The 25,109-nt window shown below is 44.6% G+C and carries 21 protein-coding genes; 11 read left to right on the plus strand and 10 right to left on the minus strand.

Translation table 11 applies throughout. The features are described from left to right. Positions 1-31: 31 nt before the first annotated feature. Positions 32-874, minus strand: a complete 843-nt coding sequence (gene fghA / locus QME20_RS15230; protein WP_014950731.1) for an S-formylglutathione hydrolase — start codon at positions 872-874, stop codon at positions 32-34. A 113-nt stretch (positions 875-987) separates the two neighbouring features. Between fghA and QME20_RS15235 the strand changes: the two genes are divergently transcribed. Genes QME20_RS15235 through QME20_RS15245 form a run of 3 tightly spaced genes read left to right on the plus strand, consistent with a single transcriptional unit; the run spans position 988 to position 4,133 of the window. Continuing rightward, on the plus strand, positions 988-1,902 hold the full coding sequence (locus QME20_RS15235) for an acyltransferase (protein ID WP_281716195.1): 915 nt from the start codon (positions 988-990) through the stop codon (positions 1,900-1,902). After that, the gene (locus tag QME20_RS15240; protein WP_014950733.1) at positions 1,899-2,792 is read left to right on the plus strand and encodes an acyltransferase; all 894 of its coding nucleotides are present in this window, start codon (positions 1,899-1,901) and stop codon (positions 2,790-2,792) included. The genes QME20_RS15235 and QME20_RS15240 overlap by 4 nt, the downstream gene beginning before the upstream one ends. A gap of 3 nt (positions 2,793-2,795) precedes the next feature. Next, on the plus strand, positions 2,796-4,133 hold the full coding sequence (locus QME20_RS15245) for a mechanosensitive ion channel domain-containing protein (protein WP_039231214.1): 1,338 nt from the start codon (positions 2,796-2,798) through the stop codon (positions 4,131-4,133). Positions 4,134-4,208: 75 nt separating this feature from the next. Here QME20_RS15245 and QME20_RS15250 read toward each other — a convergent pair whose 3' ends face one another. Beyond that, entirely contained in the window at positions 4,209-4,400 is a 192-nt protein-coding gene (locus QME20_RS15250) for a hypothetical protein (RefSeq protein ID WP_014950735.1), read from the minus strand. A 346-nt stretch (positions 4,401-4,746) separates the two neighbouring features. Here QME20_RS15250 and QME20_RS15255 point away from each other — a divergent pair, with 346 nt between their 5' ends. Both QME20_RS15255 and QME20_RS15260 read left to right on the plus strand, forming a co-directional pair. Further along, the gene (locus QME20_RS15255) at positions 4,747-5,577 is read left to right on the plus strand and encodes a DUF2884 family protein (protein ID WP_039227391.1); all 831 of its coding nucleotides are present in this window, start codon (positions 4,747-4,749) and stop codon (positions 5,575-5,577) included. Between the two features lie 167 nt (positions 5,578-5,744). Then, positions 5,745-6,557, plus strand: a complete 813-nt coding sequence (locus QME20_RS15260; RefSeq protein WP_281716196.1) for an NAD-dependent epimerase/dehydratase family protein — start codon at positions 5,745-5,747, stop codon at positions 6,555-6,557. Between the two features lie 113 nt (positions 6,558-6,670). Here the strand turns inward: QME20_RS15260 and QME20_RS15265 are convergent, their stop codons facing one another. From QME20_RS15265 to QME20_RS15275, 3 genes are all read right to left on the minus strand, one after another. Beyond that, positions 6,671-8,092, minus strand: coding sequence for a sodium-dependent transporter (locus QME20_RS15265; protein WP_014950738.1), 1,422 nt, complete (start codon positions 8,090-8,092; stop codon positions 6,671-6,673). A gap of 311 nt (positions 8,093-8,403) precedes the next feature. Continuing rightward, positions 8,404-9,129, minus strand: coding sequence for an SDR family NAD(P)-dependent oxidoreductase (locus tag QME20_RS15270; protein WP_281716197.1), 726 nt, complete (start codon positions 9,127-9,129; stop codon positions 8,404-8,406). Then, entirely contained in the window at positions 9,119-9,514 is a 396-nt protein-coding gene (locus QME20_RS15275; RefSeq protein WP_281716198.1) for a DUF393 domain-containing protein, read from the minus strand. The genes QME20_RS15270 and QME20_RS15275 overlap by 11 nt, the downstream gene beginning before the upstream one ends. 224 nt (positions 9,515-9,738) lie before the next feature. Between QME20_RS15275 and msrA the strand changes: the two genes are divergently transcribed. After that, on the plus strand, positions 9,739-10,284 hold the full coding sequence (gene msrA / locus QME20_RS15280; protein WP_014950741.1) for a peptide-methionine (S)-S-oxide reductase MsrA: 546 nt from the start codon (positions 9,739-9,741) through the stop codon (positions 10,282-10,284). Between the two features lie 101 nt (positions 10,285-10,385). On the opposite strand, the gene QME20_RS15285 is transcribed toward msrA, so the two are convergent. Continuing rightward, positions 10,386-11,507 carry a hypothetical protein gene (locus tag QME20_RS15285; RefSeq protein WP_281716199.1) on the minus strand — a complete coding sequence of 374 codons (1,122 nt, stop codon included), beginning with the start codon at positions 11,505-11,507 and terminating at the stop codon, positions 10,386-10,388. A 271-nt stretch (positions 11,508-11,778) separates the two neighbouring features. Here QME20_RS15285 and QME20_RS15290 point away from each other — a divergent pair, with 271 nt between their 5' ends. From QME20_RS15290 to QME20_RS15310, 5 genes are all read left to right on the plus strand, one after another. Next, a complete protein-coding gene (locus tag QME20_RS15290) occupies positions 11,779-13,644 on the plus strand; it encodes an isoleucyl-tRNA synthetase (protein ID WP_049588729.1) in 1,866 nt (621 codons plus the stop codon). Positions 13,645-13,661: 17 nt separating this feature from the next. Next, entirely contained in the window at positions 13,662-14,198 is a 537-nt protein-coding gene (gene fldB / locus QME20_RS15295) for a flavodoxin FldB (protein WP_014950744.1), read from the plus strand. Positions 14,199-14,223: 25 nt separating this feature from the next. Further along, positions 14,224-15,012, plus strand: a complete 789-nt coding sequence (locus QME20_RS15300) for a CLCA_X family protein (RefSeq protein ID WP_281716203.1) — start codon at positions 14,224-14,226, stop codon at positions 15,010-15,012. Positions 15,013-15,154: 142 nt separating this feature from the next. After that, complete coding sequence (locus tag QME20_RS15305) at positions 15,155-15,565, plus strand: biopolymer transporter ExbD (RefSeq protein WP_049588728.1); 411 nt, start codon at positions 15,155-15,157, stop codon at positions 15,563-15,565. Between the two features lie 181 nt (positions 15,566-15,746). Next, complete coding sequence (locus tag QME20_RS15310) at positions 15,747-17,159, plus strand: collagen-binding domain-containing protein (RefSeq protein WP_049588727.1); 1,413 nt, start codon at positions 15,747-15,749, stop codon at positions 17,157-17,159. A gap of 39 nt (positions 17,160-17,198) precedes the next feature. On the opposite strand, the gene QME20_RS15315 is transcribed toward QME20_RS15310, so the two are convergent. Genes QME20_RS15315 through bcsA form a run of 4 tightly spaced genes read right to left on the minus strand, consistent with a single transcriptional unit; the run spans position 17,199 to position 25,028 of the window. Beyond that, the gene (locus QME20_RS15315; protein ID WP_281716200.1) at positions 17,199-19,622 is read right to left on the minus strand and encodes a cellulose synthase subunit BcsC-related outer membrane protein; all 2,424 of its coding nucleotides are present in this window, start codon (positions 19,620-19,622) and stop codon (positions 17,199-17,201) included. Next, positions 19,619-20,689: a glycosyl hydrolase family 8 gene (locus tag QME20_RS15320; protein ID WP_281716201.1), complete on the minus strand. Its 1,071-nt coding sequence runs from the start codon at positions 20,687-20,689 to the stop codon at positions 19,619-19,621. The genes QME20_RS15315 and QME20_RS15320 overlap by 4 nt, the downstream gene beginning before the upstream one ends. A 29-nt stretch (positions 20,690-20,718) precedes the next feature. Beyond that, positions 20,719-22,995, minus strand: coding sequence for a cellulose biosynthesis cyclic di-GMP-binding regulatory protein BcsB (locus QME20_RS15325; RefSeq protein ID WP_049588724.1), 2,277 nt, complete (start codon positions 22,993-22,995; stop codon positions 20,719-20,721). Beyond that, the gene (gene bcsA, locus QME20_RS15330; RefSeq protein ID WP_281716202.1) at positions 22,992-25,028 is read right to left on the minus strand and encodes a UDP-forming cellulose synthase catalytic subunit; all 2,037 of its coding nucleotides are present in this window, start codon (positions 25,026-25,028) and stop codon (positions 22,992-22,994) included. The genes QME20_RS15325 and bcsA overlap by 4 nt, the downstream gene beginning before the upstream one ends. Between the last annotated feature and the right edge of the window lie 81 nt (positions 25,029-25,109).

A 25,109-nucleotide genomic window follows, 5' to 3' on the forward strand; every position in this document is an offset into this window, starting at 1 on the left:
ATCCGGCTTTTTTACAGCTTGTATTTTACGCTTAAATTAGCCCCATGTGTCCTGCATGGAACTCCAAGTGCTCTTCAATAAATGATGCAATAAAGAAGTAACTATGATCGTAACCTTCATGCATGTTAAGCGTAAGTTGCGTATCTGACTGTTGCGCAGCATGAACCAGAGACTGAGGTTTCAGCTGCTCGTGCAAGAACTCATCTTTTGTCCCTTGCTCTACTAGCAGAGGTACGCTGTGTGTTTTGCTTGCTAATAGCAACGAGGCGTCGTAATCCTGCCATGCCGCCTTGTCATCGCCTAAGTATCGACCCAAGGCTTTCTCGCCCCACGGACAATCTGAAGGATTTGAGATAGGGCTAAAGGCCGATACCGATACAAACTTATTAGGATTACGCATGCCAATAACTAAAGCACCGTGTCCGCCCATTGAGTGACCGCTAATAGCGCGCTCTTTGGTTACAGGGAACTCGCTTTCAATAAGCGCAGGTAGCTCGTTCACAATATAGCTATACATTTTGTAATGCTTATCCCACGGCGCCTGCGTAGCGTCAACGTAGAAGCCTGCCCCAAGGCCAAAGTCATAAGATCCTTCTTCGTCGTCAGGAACGTTCTCGCCACGGGGGGATGTATCGGGCGCAACAATAGCCATACCTAATTCCGCCGCTAGCTTCATTGCACCGGCTTTTTGCATAAAGTTCTGGTCGGTACATGTCAGCCCTGACAGCCAGTAAAGCACGGGCACTGGCTTTTCTTTCGAGGCGAAAGGGGGAAGAAAAATTGCGAAGGTCATATCGCATTGTGTTGTTTCAGCTTTATGGGTATAGCGTAAATGCCGTCCCCCGAATGCTCTATTTTCGCCAATAAGCTCCATTTCAGCTCCTTAAATACGTAAATTTTCACCTTTATTGTGGAATCAGTAAAGGCTCTATCGGATTTTAGATCAAGTTCGTTTACACTAAGCGCCTAATTTTTGAGGTAAGTACAATGGTAAAAGCACTGTTGCATCATATTGTTGGCACTATTTCGGTCATCTGCTATTTCGTCAATACGGTAGTGTGGTCAACGCCTATTTTTATATTGGCCATTTTTAAACTTATACCTATTGCGCCATGGCGACGATTCATTTCTTATTTACTCGATGCATGCGCGACTGCGTGGATCGGCGTTAATAACCTGAATCAGCGCATCAGCGGACGCACCAAATGGCAAGTAAACGGACTAGAAAAACTCACTCGAGATGATTGGTATCTCGTTATTGCTAACCATCAATCTTGGGTCGATATCTTAGTTCTTCAGCGTGTTTTTAACCGAAGAATCCCATTTTTGAAGTTTTTCCTCAAAAAAGAGCTTATCTATGTTCCCATTTTAGGTCTGGCTTGGTGGGCACTCGATTTTCCATTTATGCGCAGGTATTCCAAATCATTTTTGGCTAAAAACCCGCATTTGAAAGGAAAGGATATGGAAACCACGCGCCAAGCGTGTGAGAAATTTAGAAATAAGCCTGTAAGTATTATGAATTTTGTTGAAGGCACCCGCTTTACGCAAGCCAAGCACGACAAGCAGGCCTCGCCTTTCACTCATTTACTTAAGCCTAAAGCAGGCGGCATTGCATTCGTTTTATCTGCGATGGGCGATCATTTGCATAAGCTTATTGATGTTACAATTGATTACCCGAACGGCGTACCGTCTTTCTGGGACTTCGTTAGTGGTAAGGTTCGTGATATTCGTGTGAATATCAACGTAATGCCCATCAAAGACATTATGGAAAACGGCATTTTCAACGACAATTATTTTGATGATCCGCAAGTTCGAGCCCGTTTTCAGACGTGGTTAAATGAACGCTGGCATGCCAAAGATCAACTTTTAGATTCACTAAACGCAACACAGAAACCATTATGATTCGCGCAGTACTCGCTCCTTTTATTTTCGTATTACACACTTCACTACAAATTCTCAATCTTGCGTTGTGGGGAGGCCTAATTATCTTACTGGGTTTGGTAAAACTTATTATGCCTAACGGAAAGATAAGAACGGCATGGAATAAAGTGATGCACGGGCTAATGTTTAGCTTCGGTCGGGTCAGCGTTCTCATGATACGCTTGTTTAACCGCGTCGATATTGAGTGTTCGGTACACGGCGAGCTGTCAAAAGACCGTTGGTATCTGATTATTGCCAATCATTTAAGCTACCTCGACATTATTCTGCTCATTGAATTCGCAACGAACCGCATTCCTGCACCCAAATTTTTCCTTAAGAAAGAGCTTATTTGGCTGCCATTTGTCGGACTGGGTGCCTGGGCACTTGATATGCCGTTTATGCACAGATACACCCGTGCGTATTTAGAAAAGCACCCAGAGAAAAAAGGAAAGGATCTCGAAACCACCAAAGCGTATTGTGAGAAGTTTAGAACGGTGCCCACAACGGTCATTAACTTTGTAGAGGGAACTCGATTTACTTCATTGAAGCATCTGTCAAAGCAAAGTCCCTATGAAAACCTCCTGCCCCCCAAAGCCGGCGGCGTTTCCTTTACACTCTCAGCTATGGGCGAATTATTTACCAACGTGTTAGATATCTCGCTGCTTTACCCGGAAAATAAGCGCCACCCTATGATGGCAATGCTTAGCGGTCAGATGACAAAAATCGTGATCGATGTGAACGTTACGCCGGTACCTGAATTACAACAGCATTCAGAACGCACTGAGTCTGAGTTTCGTCTTTATTTCCAAAACTGGTTGAACGGTCTATGGGAAAATAAAGACAACCGTATAAAGAAAATGTTGGAGTCGTAATTAATGGAAGTCAGTGCTTCAGTACGCGATAACTTTATTCACATAGTTAATGATATTTTCCCGAATCTTACTACTGAAGATCCGCTGTATAACGTCATCGCACTAAGTAGTATTTTAGTGGTATCGGCGGTAATCTATATTATCGCAAGGCTATTGGTGCGCCCCCAGATAGCCAGTTGGGTATACAAATCCAATAACCTCTGGGACAACGCCTTGCAGCAGCACGGATTTTTCCGTCGCTTAATGCACCTGTTTCCTGCCCTGTTTATTTACTTAACCACACCGGTACTTATTAGCGATGAAGCCGTGATGCACGGTATGGTGATAAAGAGCGCTCAGCTATACATGCTATATAGCGGCCTTCTTGCCTTATATGCCATGTTGAGCACAGTGGAAGACGTTTATAACGCCTCAGCGCTTGCTAAACGCGCACCTATCACTGGCTTTATTCAAGTTACCAAATTGGCATTTGCTATTGTCACCATACTATTAAGTATCTCTTTAATTGTAGACAGAAGCCCGCTACTTATTGTGTCTGGCTTAACCGCCATTGCCGCTGTTTTACTATTGATATTCAGAGACACCATTCTGGGCTTTGTTGCCGGCATTCAAATAGCCGCTAACCGCATGTTTAATACGGGCGACTGGATTGCCATGCCTAAGTATGAAGTAGATGGTGAAATACTCGAGATAGGCCTTACCAACGTCAAAGTACAGAACTGGGATAAAACCATTTCTACGCTGCCGACTTACAGCCTTACTACAGAAGCAGTAAAGAACTGGCGCGGTATGCAAGAGTCTGGCGGACGCAGAATTAAGCGCGCCATTTATATTGATGTGCACTCTATTAAGCTTTGTGACAACGATATGCTAGAGCGCTTTTCGAAAATTCGCTATATCAACGAATATATCGATAAGAAGAAAAATGAGCTCCGCGCTTATCACCGAGATTACTCCATTGATGAGTCGGATCTGCTAAACAGCCGTCGCCTTACCAACATCGGCACTTTTAGAGCTTATTTAGAGGCATACTTGCGCAAGCACCCAGATATAAACCAAGAACTAACCCTAATGGTTAGGCAGCTACCGCCTAATGAGCTTGGTTTACCTTTAGAAATTTACTGCTTCAGTGCACAAAAGGAATGGGTGAGGTACGAAAAAGTACAGGCGGATATTTTCGACCACGTTATGGCTATGCTGGATTTGTTCGATTTACGCGCTTATCAACGTGATGGACATTTGTCGCTGCTTGCCCATCGCGAACAAAGCGCTTATAGAAACAGTCCCGAAAGCGACAATGCGCCTGAGGATGCTCTGGAGAAGAGCGAACCTAATCGATAAGGCAGTGATGAATAAAGACTTGTTCAAGACGAAAAAAAACCGGCTGAGATAGCCGGTTTTTTTAATGCTTATCGCTTAAGCCAATGCGTAGGCCATCAGTAAGCAAAGTACTAAACCAGTAACGCCAAAAAAACCGTACTCGATTTTTTCCTGCATACCTTCAGCACCTGCTTTAGCAGTCATAAAGCCCATAACGATGCTGCTTAGCCCTAGCGTAAAGGCAATTAGCGCAACACCAAACATAATTGCATTAATCCAATCAGCCATTGTGATAACCCCTTAAAAATATTGGCGGTATTATGCACCAATAAATAAGATTTAACCATGCTTGGATTGGCTTAAATGTACCGCTATTGGTATTAATTGATCTTAGTCAAAACTACTAATTAGTTGGTAATCTCACTAAATAGTGTATTTAGCAAAGCATAAAGAAATCATCAAATATCACTAACCATTTGAAAGATATAGACTTTAAATATTGGCAAGGCCATTGCTCTACCTTAGGTATAACAGCGAGTATCGTTAGCGTCTATCTGACAGTGACACTACAACGCATTGCAGTTTGCTTCGAGCACTTTCGTTAACGCGTCACACGTAAATTAAGGAATGAACAATGTCTAAGAAACTATTACTTTCAGTTGCCCTTACCAGTGCTTTAATGAGCGGCCACGCATTTGCGCATGACAGCAGCTTTCAAAACAACAGTTGTGACATGGAGCTTGATGGTCATATTCAATATTACCAAGGTGACCTAACGGTACAGATGGACAATGGCTCAGTGATGACGATTGACTCCCATCACAATATGACCATTAACGGTGAATCAGTATCGCTTGACAGCGAACAACAGCGCTGGGTAAGTGAATATTACAACAACATTGATATCGCCATCCCTATGACCTTGAATATCGCCAGTGAAGGGCTGCAAATTGCCAACGTGGCAGTGACTGAAGTATTTACTGAACTGTTAGGCGGCGATCAAATGGGTGACGATTTTCGTGAACTGTTCGACTCACTTGAAACCAAACTAAACACTTCATTCTATGATGACGCAGGGAATATTCGCGTTGATTCTACTAAATTCGATGAGCCAGGTTGGTTTGACGAAAGCTGGGAGCAAGAATTCGAAGCGCAAATTGAGTCTTTAATCAGTGAGTCTATGGGTAGAATACTTATTGCGGTAGGAACACAAATGTTGTGGGAAGGCGGTGATATGTCTGAGTTTGAGCAAAAGATGGAGCGCTGGGGTGAAGATTTAGAATATCGCTTAGAAAGCCAAGCGGCTGCGCTAGAAGAAAAAGGCGATGCATTGTGTAAGGTACTGAAGAAAGCAGATTATGCCGAAGGCAAAATGCAGGCATCCATATCGGGGCTAGATGACTTGAACCTGCTAGATATTGATCAAGGCAACCACCATGACCACAACGACGAAATGAAAATGTAGTTGGAGAATTTAGCGAACTAAACGCGCAGAGCGAAAAGACTTACAACGCTAACCACTCACCTTAGAAAACCGACTGTAACCCAGTCGGTTTTTCATTTTTTACAGTTAACGACAACCGCCCTCCAATTAATGTACTCTTAAGCCCTAAACAAAGGGGTATTTAATCGATGACTCAAAATGTAGTAATTAGTGGCTACGGCTGGTTAGCCAGCTATGTGGGCAACGCACTTTCAGGAAAGGTCAATATTGTTGGCACCACTCGAAGCCAACAGAAACGTCTCGCGTTAAAAGACCAAGGTATCACCGCAATTGAATATGCCCTGGGCGAAGATACATCAGCGCTTTGTAACCATTTGCCAAACGCTACCTTGTTGCTAAATATTCCCCCTGGCAGGAGAAACACAGATCTCGCGTCATACACCAACAATATGCTGCAGTTGATAGACGCAGCCATCAGCGTAAAGGTGGCGCATATCGTGTTTATCAGCACCACGTCGGTTTACGGCGATGCAACAAATGAGGTAGTGTCCGAAGTCAGCACTACACAGCCGCAAACAGCCTCGGCCAAAGCCCACGTGACTATTGAAGACTATTTATTGTCTAAACGAGGTCAGATTGATATCAGTATTGTTCGCCTAGCCGGTTTAGTAGGCCCAGACCGTCACCCCGCCCGCTCGTTAAGTGGAAAACAGTTAGATGCAGGAAATAAGCGAATAAACCTTGTACATGTGTACGACATTGTATCTGCGCTGACGACCATCATTTGTGGCATGCCGCTTAACGATGTTATTCACCTTTGCAGCTTGTCTCATCCTAAGCGCGGTATTTATTACGTGGATGCAGCGAAGGCGATGGATATTGATGCTCCTCGCTTTTCTGATACTGAAGCAGAACCTGCTGGCAAAGTGATTGACGCCGCACAAAGCTGGGCAAGGCTAAATATTACACCAGAGTATAGCGACCCCTATCGCATGTTTTAGGCTTTCACTTAGTGAAAATACATACTCTGACACAAACAAAAACGGCAAGCTTTAGGCTTGCCGTTTTTAAGTTGAGCTCACTGCTAGCTCACGTCATTTCTTATAAAACCTGACTATCCGAATAGGCTCAACCCGAAGTATTTTACCGCTACCGTGTTTACAAAAATCACGAGTAAAATAAGCGGAATAAAGGTTTTAAGCGAAATATCCACGTACTTTTCAAACCAGCTGCCTTTGTAACCACTGCTGCCCTCTTCCAAAGAAGCATTGAAGTTTGCACTCTTCCAACGATAAATAACAAACAAACAAATTAGCAAGCCGTTTAAAGGCAAAATCGTGTCGTAGAACACATCGTAAATGACATCAAATAGTGATTTATCTGCGCCAGCGTAGTGCATAAACGACGTAAGCATATCAACTTTACCGAATGACAACGCACTTAGGATGGCTAGCAAAATCATAATGCTTCCTAGCGACCCAAGCGCCCATTTACGGCTTACACCTTTTTCATCCATAAGCGCCGCAACAGGTACTTCAAAAATAGACACTAGCGACGTAATTGCCGCAAAGAACACTAGTAGGAAGAACAAGCTAGCGACAATCGATGCGCCCATATATCCAATCGAGTCTTGTAACGCTAGAAAGATACTAGGCAGGTAAGTAAAAATCATGCCCACTGACGATTCACTTAAATCATCAGGGTTAATGTCTGGGTTAAAAGAGAAGATGGCTGGAAGGATCATCAAACCCGCAGTGAACGCCACGGCCGTATCCGTTAACGCCACCAGCTTGGCTGCGCTCGGTACATCTGCACGCTTATCAATGTAGCTACCATAGGTTATAAGAATACCCATGCCCAACGATAGAGAGAAAAAGGCCTGCGATAGCGCACCATTCACCACTTCAGCAGTGATTTTTGAAAACTCAGGAACGATGTAGAACTCAACGCCAGCCATCGCATTTTCGCGAGTTAATACGAAGATAACGAGACCGATTAGCATCACGAAAAGCGCAGGCATGAGCAGCTTTGCCGCTTTTTCTATCCCTTCTTTTACACCGCCTTGAAGGATGAGGTAGACCACACCAACAACGGCCGCCATATATAAAAAGATGGCTTCTGAGTTAATAAACAGCCCAAAGGTTTCTGGGTTAGCTAACTTGTCTAGATTTCCGCTTACTGCTTCGAACAAATAGCCGAAAAGCCACACGGTAATAACCATGTAGAAAACGGCAATCATGAATGGCGTAGCAATAGCTAGCCACCCCGCGACTTTCCATTTCTTTTCATTACCGCTTATATCACTGTATGCACCAAGCGGGTCTTTTTTAGCATGGCGACCAACTGACATTTCCGCCAGCATTACCGGTAAACAAATGGCAAAAACGAAAATAGCGTACATTAAAAGAAATGCACCACCGCCATTTTTAGCTGCACCGACAGGAAACCCTACCAAATTACCTATGCCTACCGCAGAACCTGCAGCAGCCAAAATAAAACCTATGCGCGATCCGAACTGTTCTCTGGCCCCGCTCATATCCCTTCCTCTTGTTGAGTTATTGTTATAGCAGTTCGCCGTATCACGCCTTGTGATGCACAAAAACGTCGTGTGCTCACAATTTATGCTGGTTGTCGGTACTTACTATTCGTAAGAATCAAGCCTAGCGAACTGGTATTATTTATTATCAGGATGGCATTTATTGTTATGACTCACGTGTGGCGTCAACGCGTTGTATTGCTACCTCTATGGGCTTATCAATACGCTGCACCATTCCCAAAAATAGCATGGTAACAGCAGTGAAATAAAAAGTCTTGATGTTGGACTTGCTGAAATGATGTTAGACCGTATCACCAAGTTACCACTTCGCCATTCCAGTCGATAAAATGACAAGTTTGGTCTCGATTAAGCGCCGAAAGGTGATGAATAAGCTGTTTAGCGGTAAACTCAGGCGTGAACAGTTTCTTGGCAGCGACGTTCTTTTGAAAAGGCTTAGAAAGCCCCGTATCAACCGTCCCAGGGTGATAACAAACAAGCATCACGTCTTTCAATCTGCGCTTGTATTCTACCGACGCCGTTTTAACCAACATGTTGAGCGCCGCTTTCGACGCGCGGTAGCCGTACCACCCTCCAAGTCCATTATCTGAAATACTCCCTACTCTCGCGCTTAAGCAAACAAGGGTTGAACCTTCTTTACTCATGATATTCACTAAATACTTGAGCCACATTGCGGGAATAATGCTGTTAGTCGAAAAATAAGCCGCTAAGGCCTGCTCGCTGACATCTTCCAAACGTTTCTCAGGATGAATGCCATCGCTTTCGTTATGCAAAAAACCGGTTGTTATTACTACCGTAGTTAACACAACCTGCTGTTCAGCCAGCTGTTCAACAAATTCGCTTATGTGCCTATGGTCCTGTTCGGCCAGCTGATGATAGGTAACATCCCCAGAATGATTGGTGTCAGATATAGAGGCGCGACTAACCGCGAACACCCTAGCACCTTCACTGCTATATTGCTCAATAAGCGCAGACGCAATCCCCCCCGACGCGCCCACTATTAGGACGTTATTTTTCACTGGCTTCTCCTGGTATGCAGCGATCGCACTGGCGTTTTTTACCTGTTAACAGGTATGAAATGGTGTATCTATGTTTTGCGAATACATTGTAGAAAGCATCGGCTACATAACGAATAACAGGCCAGCGAAGCGGTGCATATAGCCAACCCATGCCCACGGATTTCCATGCTTCATGAGTGACATCAAGGCCAGTTATCAACGTCCCGTCTTCACGAAGTCCGTGAATTCTTGCATTGAGTGCATGCCAATCCATGGTTGGATAACGGTTCGAAAAATCGGGGGCCTGAATATCTACCAATGTTAATTTGTTGTGCTTGTCTCTTTTTCTTAAATGACGCATTTCAGCGATACACAACGGACAATACCCGTCATAAAAAATAATCACGACTGAATACCTCTGCCAAATTTTGAACACGTTTATACGCATTCTTACCAGTTGCAAACTGCTTGAAAGAAAGCAGCTAGCCTCACATGTTAAAACCTTTCACTCAGCTCGCACATTATTCTTATTTAATATTCGTTTATACGATAAAAAAACACGCTTGGATGACTTGTGTTGTGACCTACCCGCACCCACACTACAGACAAAGATTAAGAGAGGTTTTTACTATGGCAAATTTACAAGTCGCCACGTTGGCAGGCGGATGCTTTTGGTGTATCGAATCAGCGTTTAATAGCGTTGAAGGCGTGGAAAAAGCAATTTCTGGCTATGCTGGAGGCGAAAAGGCCGATCCAACCTATGAAGAGGTATGCAAAGGAAATACTGGCCATGCTGAAGTGGTACAAGTAACGTTTGATGCCGACAGCATTAGCTACCGAGAGATACTAGAGATTTTCTTTGCGCTGCATAACCCTACACAGCTTAACAGACAGGGCAATGATGTAGGCACACAGTATCGCAGCGCGGTTTTCTATCACGACGATACACAAAAAGCTGAAGCAGAAAAAATTATCGCAGAAATCACAGAAGAAGAGATTTGGCCCGATCCCGTAGTGACTGAAATAGTAGCAGTAAATAACTACTACGACGCCGAAGACTACCACCAAGATTACTTCAAAAATAATCCACAAAACCAATATTGCTCTATGGTGGTGGCACCTAAACTTGCGAAGTTCAAAAAAACCTTCGCTTCTCGACTTCGCAGCGACGCATAAATAAAACAGCGATATTAAGCGCGCTATCAATAGCGTTAGCCAACAATAAAAAGGGTTGCTTAAAAGCAACCCTTTTATTTTTCAATCTATTCGTTTTCTTATTATTCAAACCAAACGCTGTTAATTTCTAAAGGGAATAATAAAGGCGCTAAGTCTTCATAACGCTTCTTATGCGCTTCACACGTCGCGTTTTTAAGGTAGTTTTTCTCCCAAGGGTCGTTGATGATCCACAAGGTATTTTCAATGGTCACTAATCCTTCCATCGACGAATTATCCATTGTGTACTGTTCACAATTCTGGTCGCCGGCAACGTCGAAGGTAATAGGGATACGCTTTGTTGGCTTATTGCCACTCACATCAATTACCCACAGTTCATTGTCGTTTCTTGCTGCGCCAAACAAATAGGATGCCCCCGTTGAATGAGTATATGACGCCAGTCCATTGATAGGGTGATTGCCTGAAGTAAACGAAGGAAGTTGAAGGTTAGGCTCGCTCACTGTGGCAAAATCATTCGACGAGAAAAAGTCTTCATCGACAGCCAATGTAAAAATTCTTGGCTGTCCTGCTTTATCTTTCTCTAGCGCCAGATATAACGTGCCGTCTTCAGCCATCGTCAACCCTTCAATGCCGTCGTTAGGAAAATTACCTACTTCAAAATCGTTGGGAAACTGAAGAGGTCGCACATCCGACATTTCAACCGAGCCATTGTCTTTTCGCGTCAATTTTACCAACAACGTGGGGTAATCTGTTGACCCTGTTTCCTCGTATTTGGTTTCACAACGAGGGCTCAATGCGCCGGTGCGGGTAGCATCTTCGGTAACCGTATAAATTACGTTGGTGTCTCTGGGGTCTACGGCTAACGCTTCTAAATCAGGTTGCTCGCTTAAATAGCTATAAAAGCAGCTTCGGCGCACGGTATTGGAAAATGAAAAGCGTTCGCTCGATGCGCTCAGCGTTGCGGTATTCGGTGAAATGCTATGAAGTTTCAACTGTTGAGTGGTATCAGCGCTAGCATCTGCGATAGTGACAAGTTGACCGTCTAGCACCACTAACCCTGAGGTTTGAGGATCAAACATAACGTTGCCTTTTTCATCAAGGATCCATTTACCCACAGCGACTTCTGTTAAGTCTTGAGGTTCAGGAGTAATAACAACGTCTTTCGGCTCGCTACAGGCGCTTATCAGTAAAGTGGTTAGCACAGCACTGGTTAAATATTTTAGCATAGTGTGAAGTCCTCTCTCCGTTTATTAAGACGAGAGCAAAAGGTAAAACTGAAAAAATTGTAAGGGAGTATATCGAGCATACCGTTTATTCACAAAAAAGAGTAAGGTTATGCGATAGACATCAGGTTTGCTGAGTACATATATGATTTGGCAACGTTAAATAGTCGTGCTGTCATCATGTTTTCGATTAATGTGCAGCATATTTAGTTAACACGCTTACGTGTATTAATATTGACGAAAATTAAAGGAGAGCGTCATTTCTACGCAGCACTTGCCCCAAGTTATTGCAGGTCCGATAGTAAGAAAGGTGACATCTACAGAATGTCATATTTGGGTAGTAACCAGTAACGCCGATTCACCTACGCTAAATCTATCTGCAAATGAAGTCGTCGTCAGCGGCAATTGTCAACGCGAAACCATACGCGTAGGTAAGTACGCATTTATACACTTGCTCTCTTTCACTTCGTCAGAGCCCTTCGAAGATACTGCGCGGATAGGTTACTCGCTATCTTTTAGCGACGATGCTCAGCAGGCTTCATGGGAAAATGAACAACGCGGGCTTCTTTACGATGGGCAGTCTTCCTTATGTTTCCACTACACCGAGACTCCCGAGACCATATTGCACGGCTCATGCCGTAAGCCTCACTTTCACAGTGATGATGCCCTAGCACAAGTAGATGTACTCCATAAAAATGCGTTCAAAAAGCAAAATGATTTTCCCGATCTCCTGTTGATGACGGGCGATCAAATTTACGCTGATGATGTCGCAGGTCCTATGCTTAAAGCCATACACAGCGTGATTGACCGTTTAGGTCTTTATCATGAAGCACTGGAAGGGGCAGTAGTAACCAACACTAATGAACTTGCCACACATGAACATGGGTATTACGAACGAGAGCAGCTTCTGCCACAAATTGCGACCAATACGGTACTGTCTTCAATATTCTTTGGTGCTAAGAAAAAACCGGTATTCACATCAGTAAACGCGCAAAACCATTTGATTGGCAGTGCGGAGATCATCGCTATGTATTTACTGGTGTGGTCCGACACGCTTTGGGCTGATATCAATATAGATAAAGATGGGATCCCCCCAAAATACCACGCTATTTTCGACAAAGAACACGAATCGCTTAACGGCTTTGTAAAACAGCTACCGCAGGTACGTAGGGCCCTGGCACACATTCCTACCTATATGATCTTTGACGATCACGATGTTACCGACGATTGGAACTTAACCCGGGGCTGGGAACAAGAAGTCTATGGAAACCCTCTATCAAAACGCATGATCGGCAATGCGCTTATCGGCTACTTGCTTTGCCAAGGCTGGGGAAATGCACCAAAAAAAGTAGCGCCATTAATTGCTAAAGTACAAGAATCAATGGGAGAAAGCGGTTTAAACTCGCACGATGAAATCATTGATGAGCTGTTGGATTTTGATCAGTGGCATTACCGTTTAGATACCACACCACCTATTGAGGTTTTAGACACCCGCACGCAGCGTTGGCGCAGTGAATCTAATATGAATAAGCCCTCGGGGCTAATGGACTGGGAAGCACTGTGTGATTTTCAACATTCCATAATCGGCAAAGAATCTGTCATCGTTGTCTCTGCCGCTCCCATTTATGGCGTAAAGGTTATCGAAGCCATTCAAAAGGTGTTTACGTTTTTTGGCAAGGCGCTTACTGTTGATGCTGAGAACTGGATGGCCCACAAAGGCACCGCGAACGTTATATTAAACATATTCAGGCATTACAAAACGCCCCCCGATTTCATCATTCTATCTGGCGATGTGCACTATTCCTTTGTATACGATGTACGCCTGCGCTTTAGGCGCAACAGCCCTCACATCACCCAGTTCACCTGCAGTGGATTAAAAAACGCCTTTCCGGATGGATTGATCAAATGGCTAGATAGATTAAACCGCGTGCTTTATCGCTCTAAATCGCCTCTAAACCTTTTCACAAGACGTCGAAATATGTCAGTAAAAGCGAGAGAGCCAAGTTTGGGCTATGGCGAATTATTCAACGGTTGCGCCATTGGTGTATTAAAAATTTCACAGAAAAACACCGATGTTCAGTGCAAAGCTTTGTTGAGCAACGGTAAAGAGGTAGAATTCCCAGCTTCTAAAGACGATTAGTTCAAAAGAGGTATCTAATGAGTGATAGCGCACTGTCCATCGGATTATTTTACGGCTCAACAACCTGCTATACCGAAATGGCAGCAGAAAAAATCCAAGCGCAGCTCAATAGCCTTTTCGACGAAGATATTGTTGACCTTCACAACATTAAAGACGTTAACCTAACGCGCACGGCCGAATACGACATTATCATTTTTGGTATTTCAACGTGGGACTTTGGCGAGCTCCAGGAAGATTGGGAGTCTCATTGGGAAGAAGTGCACGGTTTGGATTTATCAGGGAAAACCATCGCCTTATTCGGACTTGGCGACCAACTTGGTTACGGTGAATGGTTTCAAGATGCATTAGGCATGCTTCACGATGCAATATTGCCATCAGGCTGTAAGATCGTGGGTTATTGGCCAAACGAAGGCTACGAATTTACCGCCTCAAAAGCGTTAACCGAAGACAAAACTCAGTTTGTTGGCCTGTCTCTTGACGATGAAAACCAATACGACAAAACAGACGCGCGCATCGAAGCATGGTGCGAACAGTTATTGGTCTCGATGGCTTAACGCCTATAAATTTCGGATGTCAGTGTTGGAAAGTAAAGGCCGTATTCATCAGCAGTTTTATCGCAACGGCCCAAGCCACAGGGACGGCGCTGATGTTTCATTTCAAGATATTCGCAAACTGTTTAATTTCGCTACGATCACTGTGGGTAGATGGGTAACAGCAGAAGAACAACAGATCGCTGCCAACCTCTTTTTCGATGCGCTTTACGATCTGGTCGCGATCTTAAATATCAATGAACAGGTGTTATCGTTAAACGGATCCCTGTCACTGGCTTTTGGCAGTGGCGGTCAAAAACACAGTAGTGCCCACTACAACAGTGCGAAGAGACAGCTTGCGCTAGCAAAAAATGCAGGAGCGGGAGCGCTAGCCCACGAATGGTTTCACGCTTTCGATCATTATATTGCGCCGCGCATGTTCGACGGTATTGCCGCCGGCAGCTTTGCTACACAGGCCTGGCTCGACAATGCCCCGATGAATCCTCATCCGTTGAATCAAAAATTGAGCGATTGTTTCTCGCTATTGTTCCTAAATGATCAAAAAAGACCAAATGAGTACTTTGTGCGATCCGTAGAAGCTGATCGCGCGTTAAAAATGTATTATTATGCTATGCCTCTGGAGATGGCTGCCCGCGCATTTGAAGCCTGTATTCAAGATCACGAGATCAAAAACGCATTTTTGGTGCAGGGGACAAAAAAATCAACGGAAGCTAGACTTGGCATTTATCCTCATGGTAACTTGCGTACATCACTCAATCAGGCATTGATGTTGTATTTTTACCAATTAGGTGTCGCTATTTCACATAAACAAACCTAGTTTGTTGTTTTATTACTGTGAAACTGAGTATTTTTTCAACAACAAGTGTTAATGAGCACGCTGTTTTTGTACAAAACCCTGTATATTTTTGTAACAAGCAGTATACTAAAGCGCTCGAACGTAACAGAAGAAAGAAGACGAGATGAAAAGAAAGAAGCATACCTCGGCTGAAGACGAGGCTCAGATTGATATGACCCCCATGTTGGACATCGTGTTCATCATGTTGATTTTCTTCATCGTAACGACCTCGTTCGTGAAAGAGAAAGGTTTGGACGTAAACCGTCCTGAAGATAATCAAGCGAAAAACGATAAGCCTTCAAAAGCGCTTTCTATCCGTATTGATGCTGATGGCACAATTATGATGGGCGGCCGCGAAGTTGATATTCGTCGTGTGGTTGCAAACGCGCAAACATACCTAGCGGAAAACAACACGGATTCAGCTGCTATCCAGGCTCACGAAGACAGTGAGCACGGTACTGTGGTAGAAGTTATGAACCAAGTTAAAATTGCAGGTATTGATAAAGTATCTGTTTTGGTTAAAAAGAGCAGCTAAAACGCCTTTCTGACCACGCAAAATAAAGAAAGCCACCTTCGGGTGGCTTTTTTCGTATAAGACCTTATACCAAAGTATCTCTTGTGCTATCGCATGAATTTTGTTCAGATCGTACCATTCGGTGTGTCTGGAAAATCCATGTTGAAACTCGGTTCCAGACTCTGATGTCACTGGAGCCATTATGCACAAAAAAATACTCTACACTGCTGTACTTGCAGCGGTTATGTCAGCACCACAAGTGTCTGCCGCCAAAATTGAATTGAGTGAAGCGTTTGAATACAACGCATTCATCTTCGATAGCTTTACTGGCCAATCTTCCGATGTTGAAGGAAGACTAGCTGTCGGTGGCGAAATGAACGTAACCGATTTCAATGTTGGCTTACTGTTATCGCCAGATATGTCTGAGTCTGCTCTTGCCGTAGGCGGTAACCTTCATTTCACGCGCGGTGATGTTCACGGTGGTTCAACTACCGTGTCAGGTATGGTGTTTGGATCTGAACTCACATTCGATAAAGCGGTTAACGCTCAGCAGACTGTAAATCTCATTAATTCTACGGTGAAGTCTGGCGGTATCTCATCCAAAGGTGATGTCAAACTAGGTAACTCAAATGTTGTATCAGGTGATGTGCACGCCAATACTGTGAAACTTGGTGGGCCTAATAGTGTTTACGACAGTGTGAGCAACCCTGCTTTATATGGCTCCCAAGTTGAAAACGGAAACGTATTTGCTGAGTCTAGCGTTGAACTTGATAGCAGCGAAGTTAACGGTACCGTAACGCTTAACGACGTTAACAATTACACCGCTATCAATGGTTCGACAGCAACATCTGTTGAACAGGGCAGCGTGAGTAAGGCTAACGTTAACAATATCGACTTTAATGCTATTGCTGCCGAAGTAACAGCGCAGTCTCAGGAGTTTGCGTCAATGTCGGTGAATGGCACAACAACATTGTCGTGCACTGACGCTAACGATTCGGATCAAGCGGTTGCTTGTACCGACGCTAGCAAGGATGTATTAAATACCATTACCTTCTCTGGCTCTGATGATATCAATATCTACAATATTGACGCTAGTTGGTTCAGCGCTGCTGATAAAGGCATTGTTTACGATTTCTCAACCACCAGCTACAACATCATCAATGTCTACGGTGAATCAGTTGAGTTATTTAACACTGGCTTCTTTAATACGGCCTTTACGCAGGAAAATGAATATTTCAGAGAAAATGGCCAGTACAGAGACAATGACAACAATGTAGGTCAGCGTCATGATGGCCTTTATACCAACAACATCTTGTTTAACTTTGTTGATGCTGATTTTCTTACACTACATAGTGTGGGTGTTAAAGGTAGTGTACTGGCGCCATATGCAGAGCTAAGTTTCTACAATGGCCATGTAGACGGTAATGTCATTGCTAATAGTTTGGTCACTCCGTTGGTGCAACTGATTAATGACGACGGCGAAACCTACAATGCGCCGACAGGCCAAGTAAATAACTATCAGTTCGGCGCTATCAACGTAAGTGAACCTGCATCAATCGCCCTTTTATTTGGCGCTGGATGTTTCATGCTAGCTAGACGTAGAAAAGCGAATTAACGCTTTAAAAAGAGAGTGAATCTTCAGGCAAAAGCGGCTTTATAGTGCAAAGCCGCTTAATCTTGGCGAAGACAGCAAAAGCTCATCGCTTGTTACACCAGCACCTCGCCCTTCTCGCCACCTTATCTGAATACCCGCTTCAAATGCTTGGTACTCAACCGCAAATGCTTTTCCTATATACCCAGCCACAATCCAGTTGTGATTGATTCGATACTGACCTTCAGCCATAAAATTTCCGCTTAAACCCGTATCTGAGCTTTCACCAAGGGTCGCGTTCTCGTCTGCCGTAGGAAATGCACCTCCAATCGGAAAGCGCAGATCATCGTCTTGTTCAACACGTGAAAGCGCAAGTGAACTTCGAAGTTTAACTTGCCAGTTTAGCGCCTCAAGCGTTAACAGCTCTGAATAGCCCCCGATGCTGACAAACTGACTGGGGCTAAAGTAGCCACCATTGCCGACCGTAAAGCCGCTTAAATTTTTATCGTAGCTTGTATAGCTCAAGAATGGCCCTACGCGCCAATAATCAAGCATGGGAGATATCATGGTAGCAATATCGTAACTCACATCACCCCGTAGAGAGAGTGCGCTATTATCGTCAACCTGCTCGCCTTCTAAGCGACTAACCTGAGCAGTACCTGCAACAGACCAGTTGTCGGCCACTGCATGCGCTACTAACCCTCTTATGCCACTTTCTATCACGTAGCCCCAAGGTTTCGCGTGATCAGCATTGAAGGTTCCGGTTTGGCTTAATAAGCTGTCTTCTTTTGCCTTTCTAAATAAGGTTGCAGCTACCGTTGTACTGGTAAGAAATTTGGTTGCAGATATCTGCCCCGTTACTTTAGCGCCAACGGGTTGATCGAACATGGCATATTCAAGGTTTGCATAAAAATTGAAATCAGGTGCCTGATAATGCGCTTCGGCGCGAAGCGCCTTATCTTCGAAGCCGCTTATTCCCGAAAATGCTCCACTCAATTGGTTGTTACCAAACCAGTCGCCAACTTGAGGGCGACCGCTGTAGAATTGCTTATAGTCGAGTGATACTTGCCACAGCCAGTTTTCATAACCGCTGCCAATACCAATATATTGCGACAGAACATCGAAATTACCGAGCCCCTCACTTCCGCTTCGACTGCGAGTATTAATACCGTAGACTGCACTTAGGCCATCTTTAGTTTGTGCTGTAACTTCCCGCGCATCCCGATTTTGATAGGCTAGCCAAAACTGTTTTCTGGGCCAGGCGTTACGTGTGGTGCGTTCTTGCAATATGCTTTTTACCGCACTGTATCTCAGCGACAATCGGTTCAGTGTGGCTTCGTCGTCTTGATTAATTGTAACCAATTCATTGGCAATTACCGCATCGGTTGGCGTCTTCGCGAGCACTCGCTCGAACGCCGCGGTGGCGGTTGTGGTGTCTTGTATCTCTTTAGCAGCCCACCCAATTAGTGCTTGCTCATCTACACTTAACGGTCTCAAACGGGCGAGTGCTTCGCCTGACTCAATACTTTGCTTGTAGCGCCGTGTATCGTAAAACTGAGCCTGTCGGCTAGCCAGACCATCAGCACAGCGTCGAATGAAAACCTCAGTATTGACACTACATGCTAGGTCGAACGCGCTTTGCTTGGCCGTGTCGCTGCTTTGCGCGCTAAGTGACAAATACCTGCCTTCATTACCGTTCACCAAACTAAATAGCGCGTCGGCAAAGTCGTAATTTTTCAAGTCGTATTGTTGCCATGCCGCGCCCTGCAGCACTTCTTTCACGTAGCCGCTGTTATCAGATTTGAGAAATTGCTCCAGCGTTGTCGTATCACGCAAAGACAATGCCTGCTGTAGCTTAATACCAGTGACACTGTTAAGGCCTTGTTGAGCGGATTGTTTATCGATATCACGAACTGCCGATTGTTGGGCCTGAGAGAACTGCTGCGTTGCCATTTCTAACATGCCTTTATCAATGGCGGTCCACCCCATAAGCAAGTAAAAATCAGTTCGCTTAATTTGATTGCTCAATGCAATAAGCGTTTCTACTTTTTGCTTCGACGTATTTGCTCTGGCTTTCGGCGTTAACTGAGCAAATTGTTCGAGCGGGAGGGCTTTAGAAGCGGGCTTATCTGGCTGCTTTTTTAAAGCCTGAAGCGATTCTCTTGGCGCTGAAACTACAGGCTTGATAGTACCTTTTAAGCGGCCGTTTATTCTGTTTAGTTCGGTTTCGACTTCTTGTGGCACCTGCCACGTAGGGTAACGAGCTTTTAAGCGCGTAAACTCTTCATTGGCTTGCTGAATCTGTCGCTCATTAATATGGTACCAAAGCCCTGTTAAATCCGGCTGATCTTGTTGTGCAGGTAATATACCCAGATCTTTTTCTTTGTACGTTGTTTTAGCTTGTCCGTATGCCTGCACCGACACAAGTGACGTGGCCAAAGCGCCTAGTGCCAGATACAAAGAGGTGCGAGTAAACCGAGTTTTCACGATGCGTTATCCAAAACTGCTAGCATAGAAAGCAGCGTTAAACTTGCCGAGTAATAATCCATGTTTCGATTTATCTCAGGCCACTCTGGCCTTTGCTTTTCTTCTGATTTCATCAAGCTGTTTACCGCAATCTGCACTGAACGCATTCCCTTAGACATTTCGTACTCAGCTGTTTCCTCGTTTAACAGGTTGATGGTAGCTGGCGTAGGCGTTATCGCCCACCATGCATAGTAGGGAGAAAGTAGCTTCTCAGTTAACCTAGCGTTTTGGCGAAAACGTGGGGACCATGCAAGCTGAAGCGGTATACGGATCGCATTAAAACCAAACTCAGGCGATATCACATTATCTAAACTTAACGCACCAATCTTACTGTTATCGGACTCAGTACTATTAGGGGTGAAACGCACCCAATCACTGGGCAATTGGTAGGTAGAAAACTGCATATTCGACAGCAAGATCAAGCCCGACTCGAACAGGCTTTCCCAACGTGACGGAGTATCCGACAGCGAAGACAGGTCAGTTATGGCGGGAAAAACCCAATAGGACAGATTTAGCTGAAGGCTGCTATTTCCTGTTTGGTCAGATGCAAATCCGTATTCCCCAGGCAAGAGCACTACACTGTTATTATTCACCACCAGAAGTTTCTGCTCTACAGCACGTACAATATTCCTGGCGTCCTCCTCATACTTACCAACGCCCCACTTTTCACTTGCACGCAATAATGCCCACGCAATAAGAATCTCACCATCAGAGGCATTATTAGGGTCATCGATACAAGAAGATGAATTATCCACACAAGGTCGGTAGCGCCAGCTAAATAGCCCGTCTTCGCGCATGAGCGTACGTTGGGTCCAGTGCCATAATGCATCAAAGGTGTCTTTGTCGTTGGCGGCGACGGCAAAGAGCATACCGTATCCTTGCCCTTCGCTGTGAGACACATCATCATTTCCTGTGTCTACCACGCGCCCGCCGTCAACAAACAATGCCTTATACGCTATATACTGAGACTTGAATTCGCTATCTTCCTTGGTAGAGCACGACGCCAACAGGAACAAAAAACCTATCACTAGCGTCGCTTTTGTAGCGTAATGCAGCTTTACCATGAGTCTTGCACTTGTTTATTTCTGCGTTTAAGCAACAGGTAAATAAGTAGGCTTACAACAAATACAACCAATATAAAGCCTATTAACCAATACCACGGGTTGTTAGACAGCCATAGTCGTAAATGCAGCCAGCTGTCGTCGGCTTCACCCACTTCATATTTATCGCTTACCTGCATGATGAGTGATGGCGAAAGACCATCTTTCCATGCGAAGAAATCCCCTGCCATCTGCCCCCACATCGACAAACTAACCAGATCCTCGACTCTAGCTTGAAGAAGTTCCGGCGTCTGCGCTGCAACAATGAACAAGGTATCGGTTTGTGATGAAACAGGGTGTGCCTGTGCAGTAAGTACTGCTTGCTCACCTAAGTCACTTTCTTGAACGGTATGACCGTCTATGCGCATTTCTTTGAAAGACTGATCGTCAGTCAGGTTTCTTACGCGATTGTACAGATTGTTCTGTAACCGATAAGACCAGCGTTTCGTTGCCTCAATGGCCGTACTGAATTCAGACTGCTCAATATTCGTTAAGCTTTCAGGGGTACCTAGAACAATCACAGAACCTTCGGTTGTAATGTCGTTTCCAGTTGCTATTTTCACGTTCAATAAAGGCACTTGGGCTACTTGCGCTAATTTCGCTGAAAGAGTTAACGCTGTATCTAAATAGTCATCTGACGGAATAGCAATGGTTGACGATGGTGCTGACTTAAAGCGCGCAAACGGGTAAGCCGTTTCTGAAAGCAAGACGAGATTAGGTTGAACTGCCACGTTTCCTGCATCAGGTAGCTTTATTGCCGAAGAATCATCAAGCTGGAACACGAGGTGGGAACCAGGAATATCATCACAAGGCACACCTGCTAACGGCGCTCTCATGGTTACCGCAAAGTCTAAATTATTCGTCCCGCCTTTGAAGAACCGTGCAGGTATTCTTAGCTGATAGTCTCGGTAGGATTGTCCGTTAATATTATTAAGAGACAAACCGTGTACAAGTTCGTCATTCACGCTTACATTCATAACCGAACCTGGCCCAAAACCTGCGCCATATCCAAAGTCTAAGAGCAAGCTCACGCTCGCGTTTTCAGGTACATAAAAATCTGCAGGCAATCTGAATGACACCCGTTTGGTGAAGTTCCCCTCATCCCTAAACTGAGTGGTCGCCACACCAAAGTCTTGGAATGTGTAGTGATTGTCTGGGTTCAGAATGCGATGACGCTGCAGCGTTTCCGCCTGCATTTGTGACTGTGAAAGTACGGTAACTTGTGAAATAGGGTTAATCGCATCGTCCATTACCGCCAAGGCTTTCGCTGCCTCAAGTACTTCATCTTGCGTAGTACCGCTGACAATAAGGCGGTAACTAGCCGGTACAATAACGTTGCTGTCCTTAACAAACGCAGGTGTGCGCTGTGCTTTTAGAAACGCGCCATCAATGTCGTTAATCACTTCGTCAGATAATACCGGTGATAACGCGTCGACTGTACCAACTAGAATATGAACAGGCTGTTTTTGCTTGGCTTTGAGATACCATGCAGCACGCTCGTAGCGAGCAACATTTTGGTCGTTCCAAAAACTATTTTCTGTGTCTTCTAGCTGGGGCAAAACGTAACCATCATCAAAGCTGTCATGCTCGATAATAAGCGGCTGATATTGATTCCTAAGAGACAGTGCTTGAGCAACAATGGGAAGTGTCTGATATTTAATTTGATCATCAGCTTCTCGCGCCGTGTAAAGCTGAACGTTTCGCTGTCCGCCAATTCCTGGATTAAAGAATCCGCTCAGCTCATCTAACGTGAAGCGCTTTTCATTCACCGACGTCGCAATTTTTAGCGTTGAGTTGTATGCATTAATTTCGCTCCACAATTCAGGCGCACTGCCGTCAACACATTGCTCGGCATAGTGCTGACTTACCGCTAGTGTCAGAGAGTTAAACCCGGCTCGCCACAATGAAGTAGGGATCGCAATTTCAGATACAAGAGAAGGTCTGTCTGGGTCGAACGCAATCTGTCCAATGGTCGCATTATTGAATCTCACATACAGCTGAGAACGTTTTTTGATTAACGCCTGCGAGCTGACCACTTCTAATGTAAGTAGCGCGCTGTCCACATCAGTTACTGAACTAAGGGGAATTGGAATATCAATGGAGGCAGATTTTCCCTGCAAGCGCACAGTACTTTCACCGCCAAAAAAGTCGGTTAATCGATACGTGTCAGTTTGCGCCGCTAGGGTAAAAGGCATGCACAAACATACGATGAACATAAGGTATTTTTTTATCATTGATTTTCCTTTGCCGGTTTAGCAAGCAAACCTAATTTCCCGGCGAACTTCCCCATTAATACAAGCATATGCAATAAAACAGGCTTTAACCCAACTTTCAACACATGTTTTGCGCCGAACCAGTATGAGATAGCCCTTGTTCTTCTTCGTTGAAACGACATCCAGCGCAGACTATCACACAGTGAATAGGCGACGACTTCGTTTTCTTGTTCTTCGGTTTGAGGCATAAAGCGTACTCGAAGAATTTTTGACCTATTGTCGTAATGCAGAACGCTAATTGGCAAATGAACGTTCTTATTCAGTGCGTGACTCCACGATGTGAGCGTGGCATTTTCAGGTACTAACGCTCCCTCACCTTTCAAGCGTAACCGAGCTCCACCTAGCGAAAGATCGACCAAATCTCCAACCCAAGCTTCATCACTTGTAGTCTTAATAACGACACTGTTCGTAGCTGGTAGGCGTGCCTGACTACGCACCTGTTTCCGCTCTAATAACACACTAAGAACAGACAACAATAGAATCAAATTAAATACATTCCACAACATGACCACCACAGTAAGTTCGCGTGTAAGAGGCTCTGTTATGAACTTATAGACACCGCTCCCTAATGCGAATGTGATTACCAATATTAGCCAGTAAAACACGCTCGATAGTGGCGATACAAAGGTTCTGTCAAGACTCTCTCCTTTTGGTGTTACAACAAATGAAGGTGCCCGCGGCTTTAAGAAAACCTTGATTAATGCGTTTAGCGTAAATGCGCACTGTAGTATTTCATATAACTCTGACACTAAGGGCCATCGGGTTCGCCCAAAGAGCATGGTGGATATCATGTATGTGGCAATAACGTGAGGCAGGGTGAAGGCAAAAATTTCCAGCATCGATGCATGGTAAACCTGAAGCCCAAAGACCAAATACGCCAGTGGCATAAGCAAAAAGATGATGCGAGCAAACGGGAACAGCCAAAACATGATTGAACTCATGTAGCCCACTCGCTGATACCATTTTAGTCCTTGCGCTTTAAAAGGCTTTTTGAGTAGTAAAATTTGCGTCATGCCTTGTGCCCAGCGCATACGCTGCTGAATAAACGCATCAAACGTTTCTGGCGCAAGGCCGCTTACCATAGGTCTGTCCACATATACAGACTCGTAGCCCATTTTGTGAAGATCTAACGCGGTTTCTGCATCTTCAGTGATAGAGTGGCCGGAAATGCCCCCCACCAAATCGAGGTGCTTTCTTCTCATCAATGCGGCTGATCCACAGAAGAAGGAACTCCCCCAGTAGTCTAAGCCTTTCTGTATAGTGCCGTAAAACATGTCGTTTTCTGAAGGCATGCGAGTAAACGCAGAGAAGTAGTTACGCTCAACAGGATCTGGGTTAGCCATAAAATGAGGGGTTTGAACGAGAAAGACCTTCTCGTTTTTAAGCATCCACGGCACGGTTCTATCAAGAAAATCCGAAGTAGGAACATGGTCAGCATCCAAGATAACAATCAAATCACCCGTGGTATTTTGTATTGCACTGTTCACATTACCCGCCTTGGCAAACTCATTTTTTGCTCGAGTGTGGTAGGTAATGTCTAAACGTTTGCACAGTGCTTGCAAATCTTGTCGCCGCTGTTTTGCAGTGGCCGCTGACACAGGGTTTTCAGCGTTAATTTTCTGGTCGGTTCCGCCATCGTCAAGCAAATGAATACGAAGCTTTTCTTTAGGGTAATCGAGCATTTTTGCAGCGCGGATAGTAACTTCTAATATCCCTTCATCTTCGTTATAACTCGGGATCATGACGTCTACGCTGGGCAGAGTTGATTTATCTACCCCTTCCAGGGACAAAAGCGGTCGACTGAGCGGAAACGCGTTAACGATCGCCCCTAACACTGAAGTGATCCCCGCATAAATTTCAGCGCCAAATAATAGCCAGACGGCAATCATTGAAAGAAAATCTGAGTAGGTTAGCGTGTAAATACCACGCCACAGCAAATACCTGACGCTAAGCGCAATGGCTAGCACCAGAGCTAAAATGCGAAATAATACCAATTGTCTTAAAAGTTTGATCTAATAGTGGTATTCATATTCGAGTGATTTTGATATGCATACAGCCGACGACTTTAAACAATT

Origin of the sequence: Alteromonas sp. CyTr2 (genome assembly GCF_947311905.1) — a bacterium.
Taxonomy (GTDB): Bacteria; Pseudomonadota; Gammaproteobacteria; order Enterobacterales; family Alteromonadaceae; genus Alteromonas; species Alteromonas macleodii.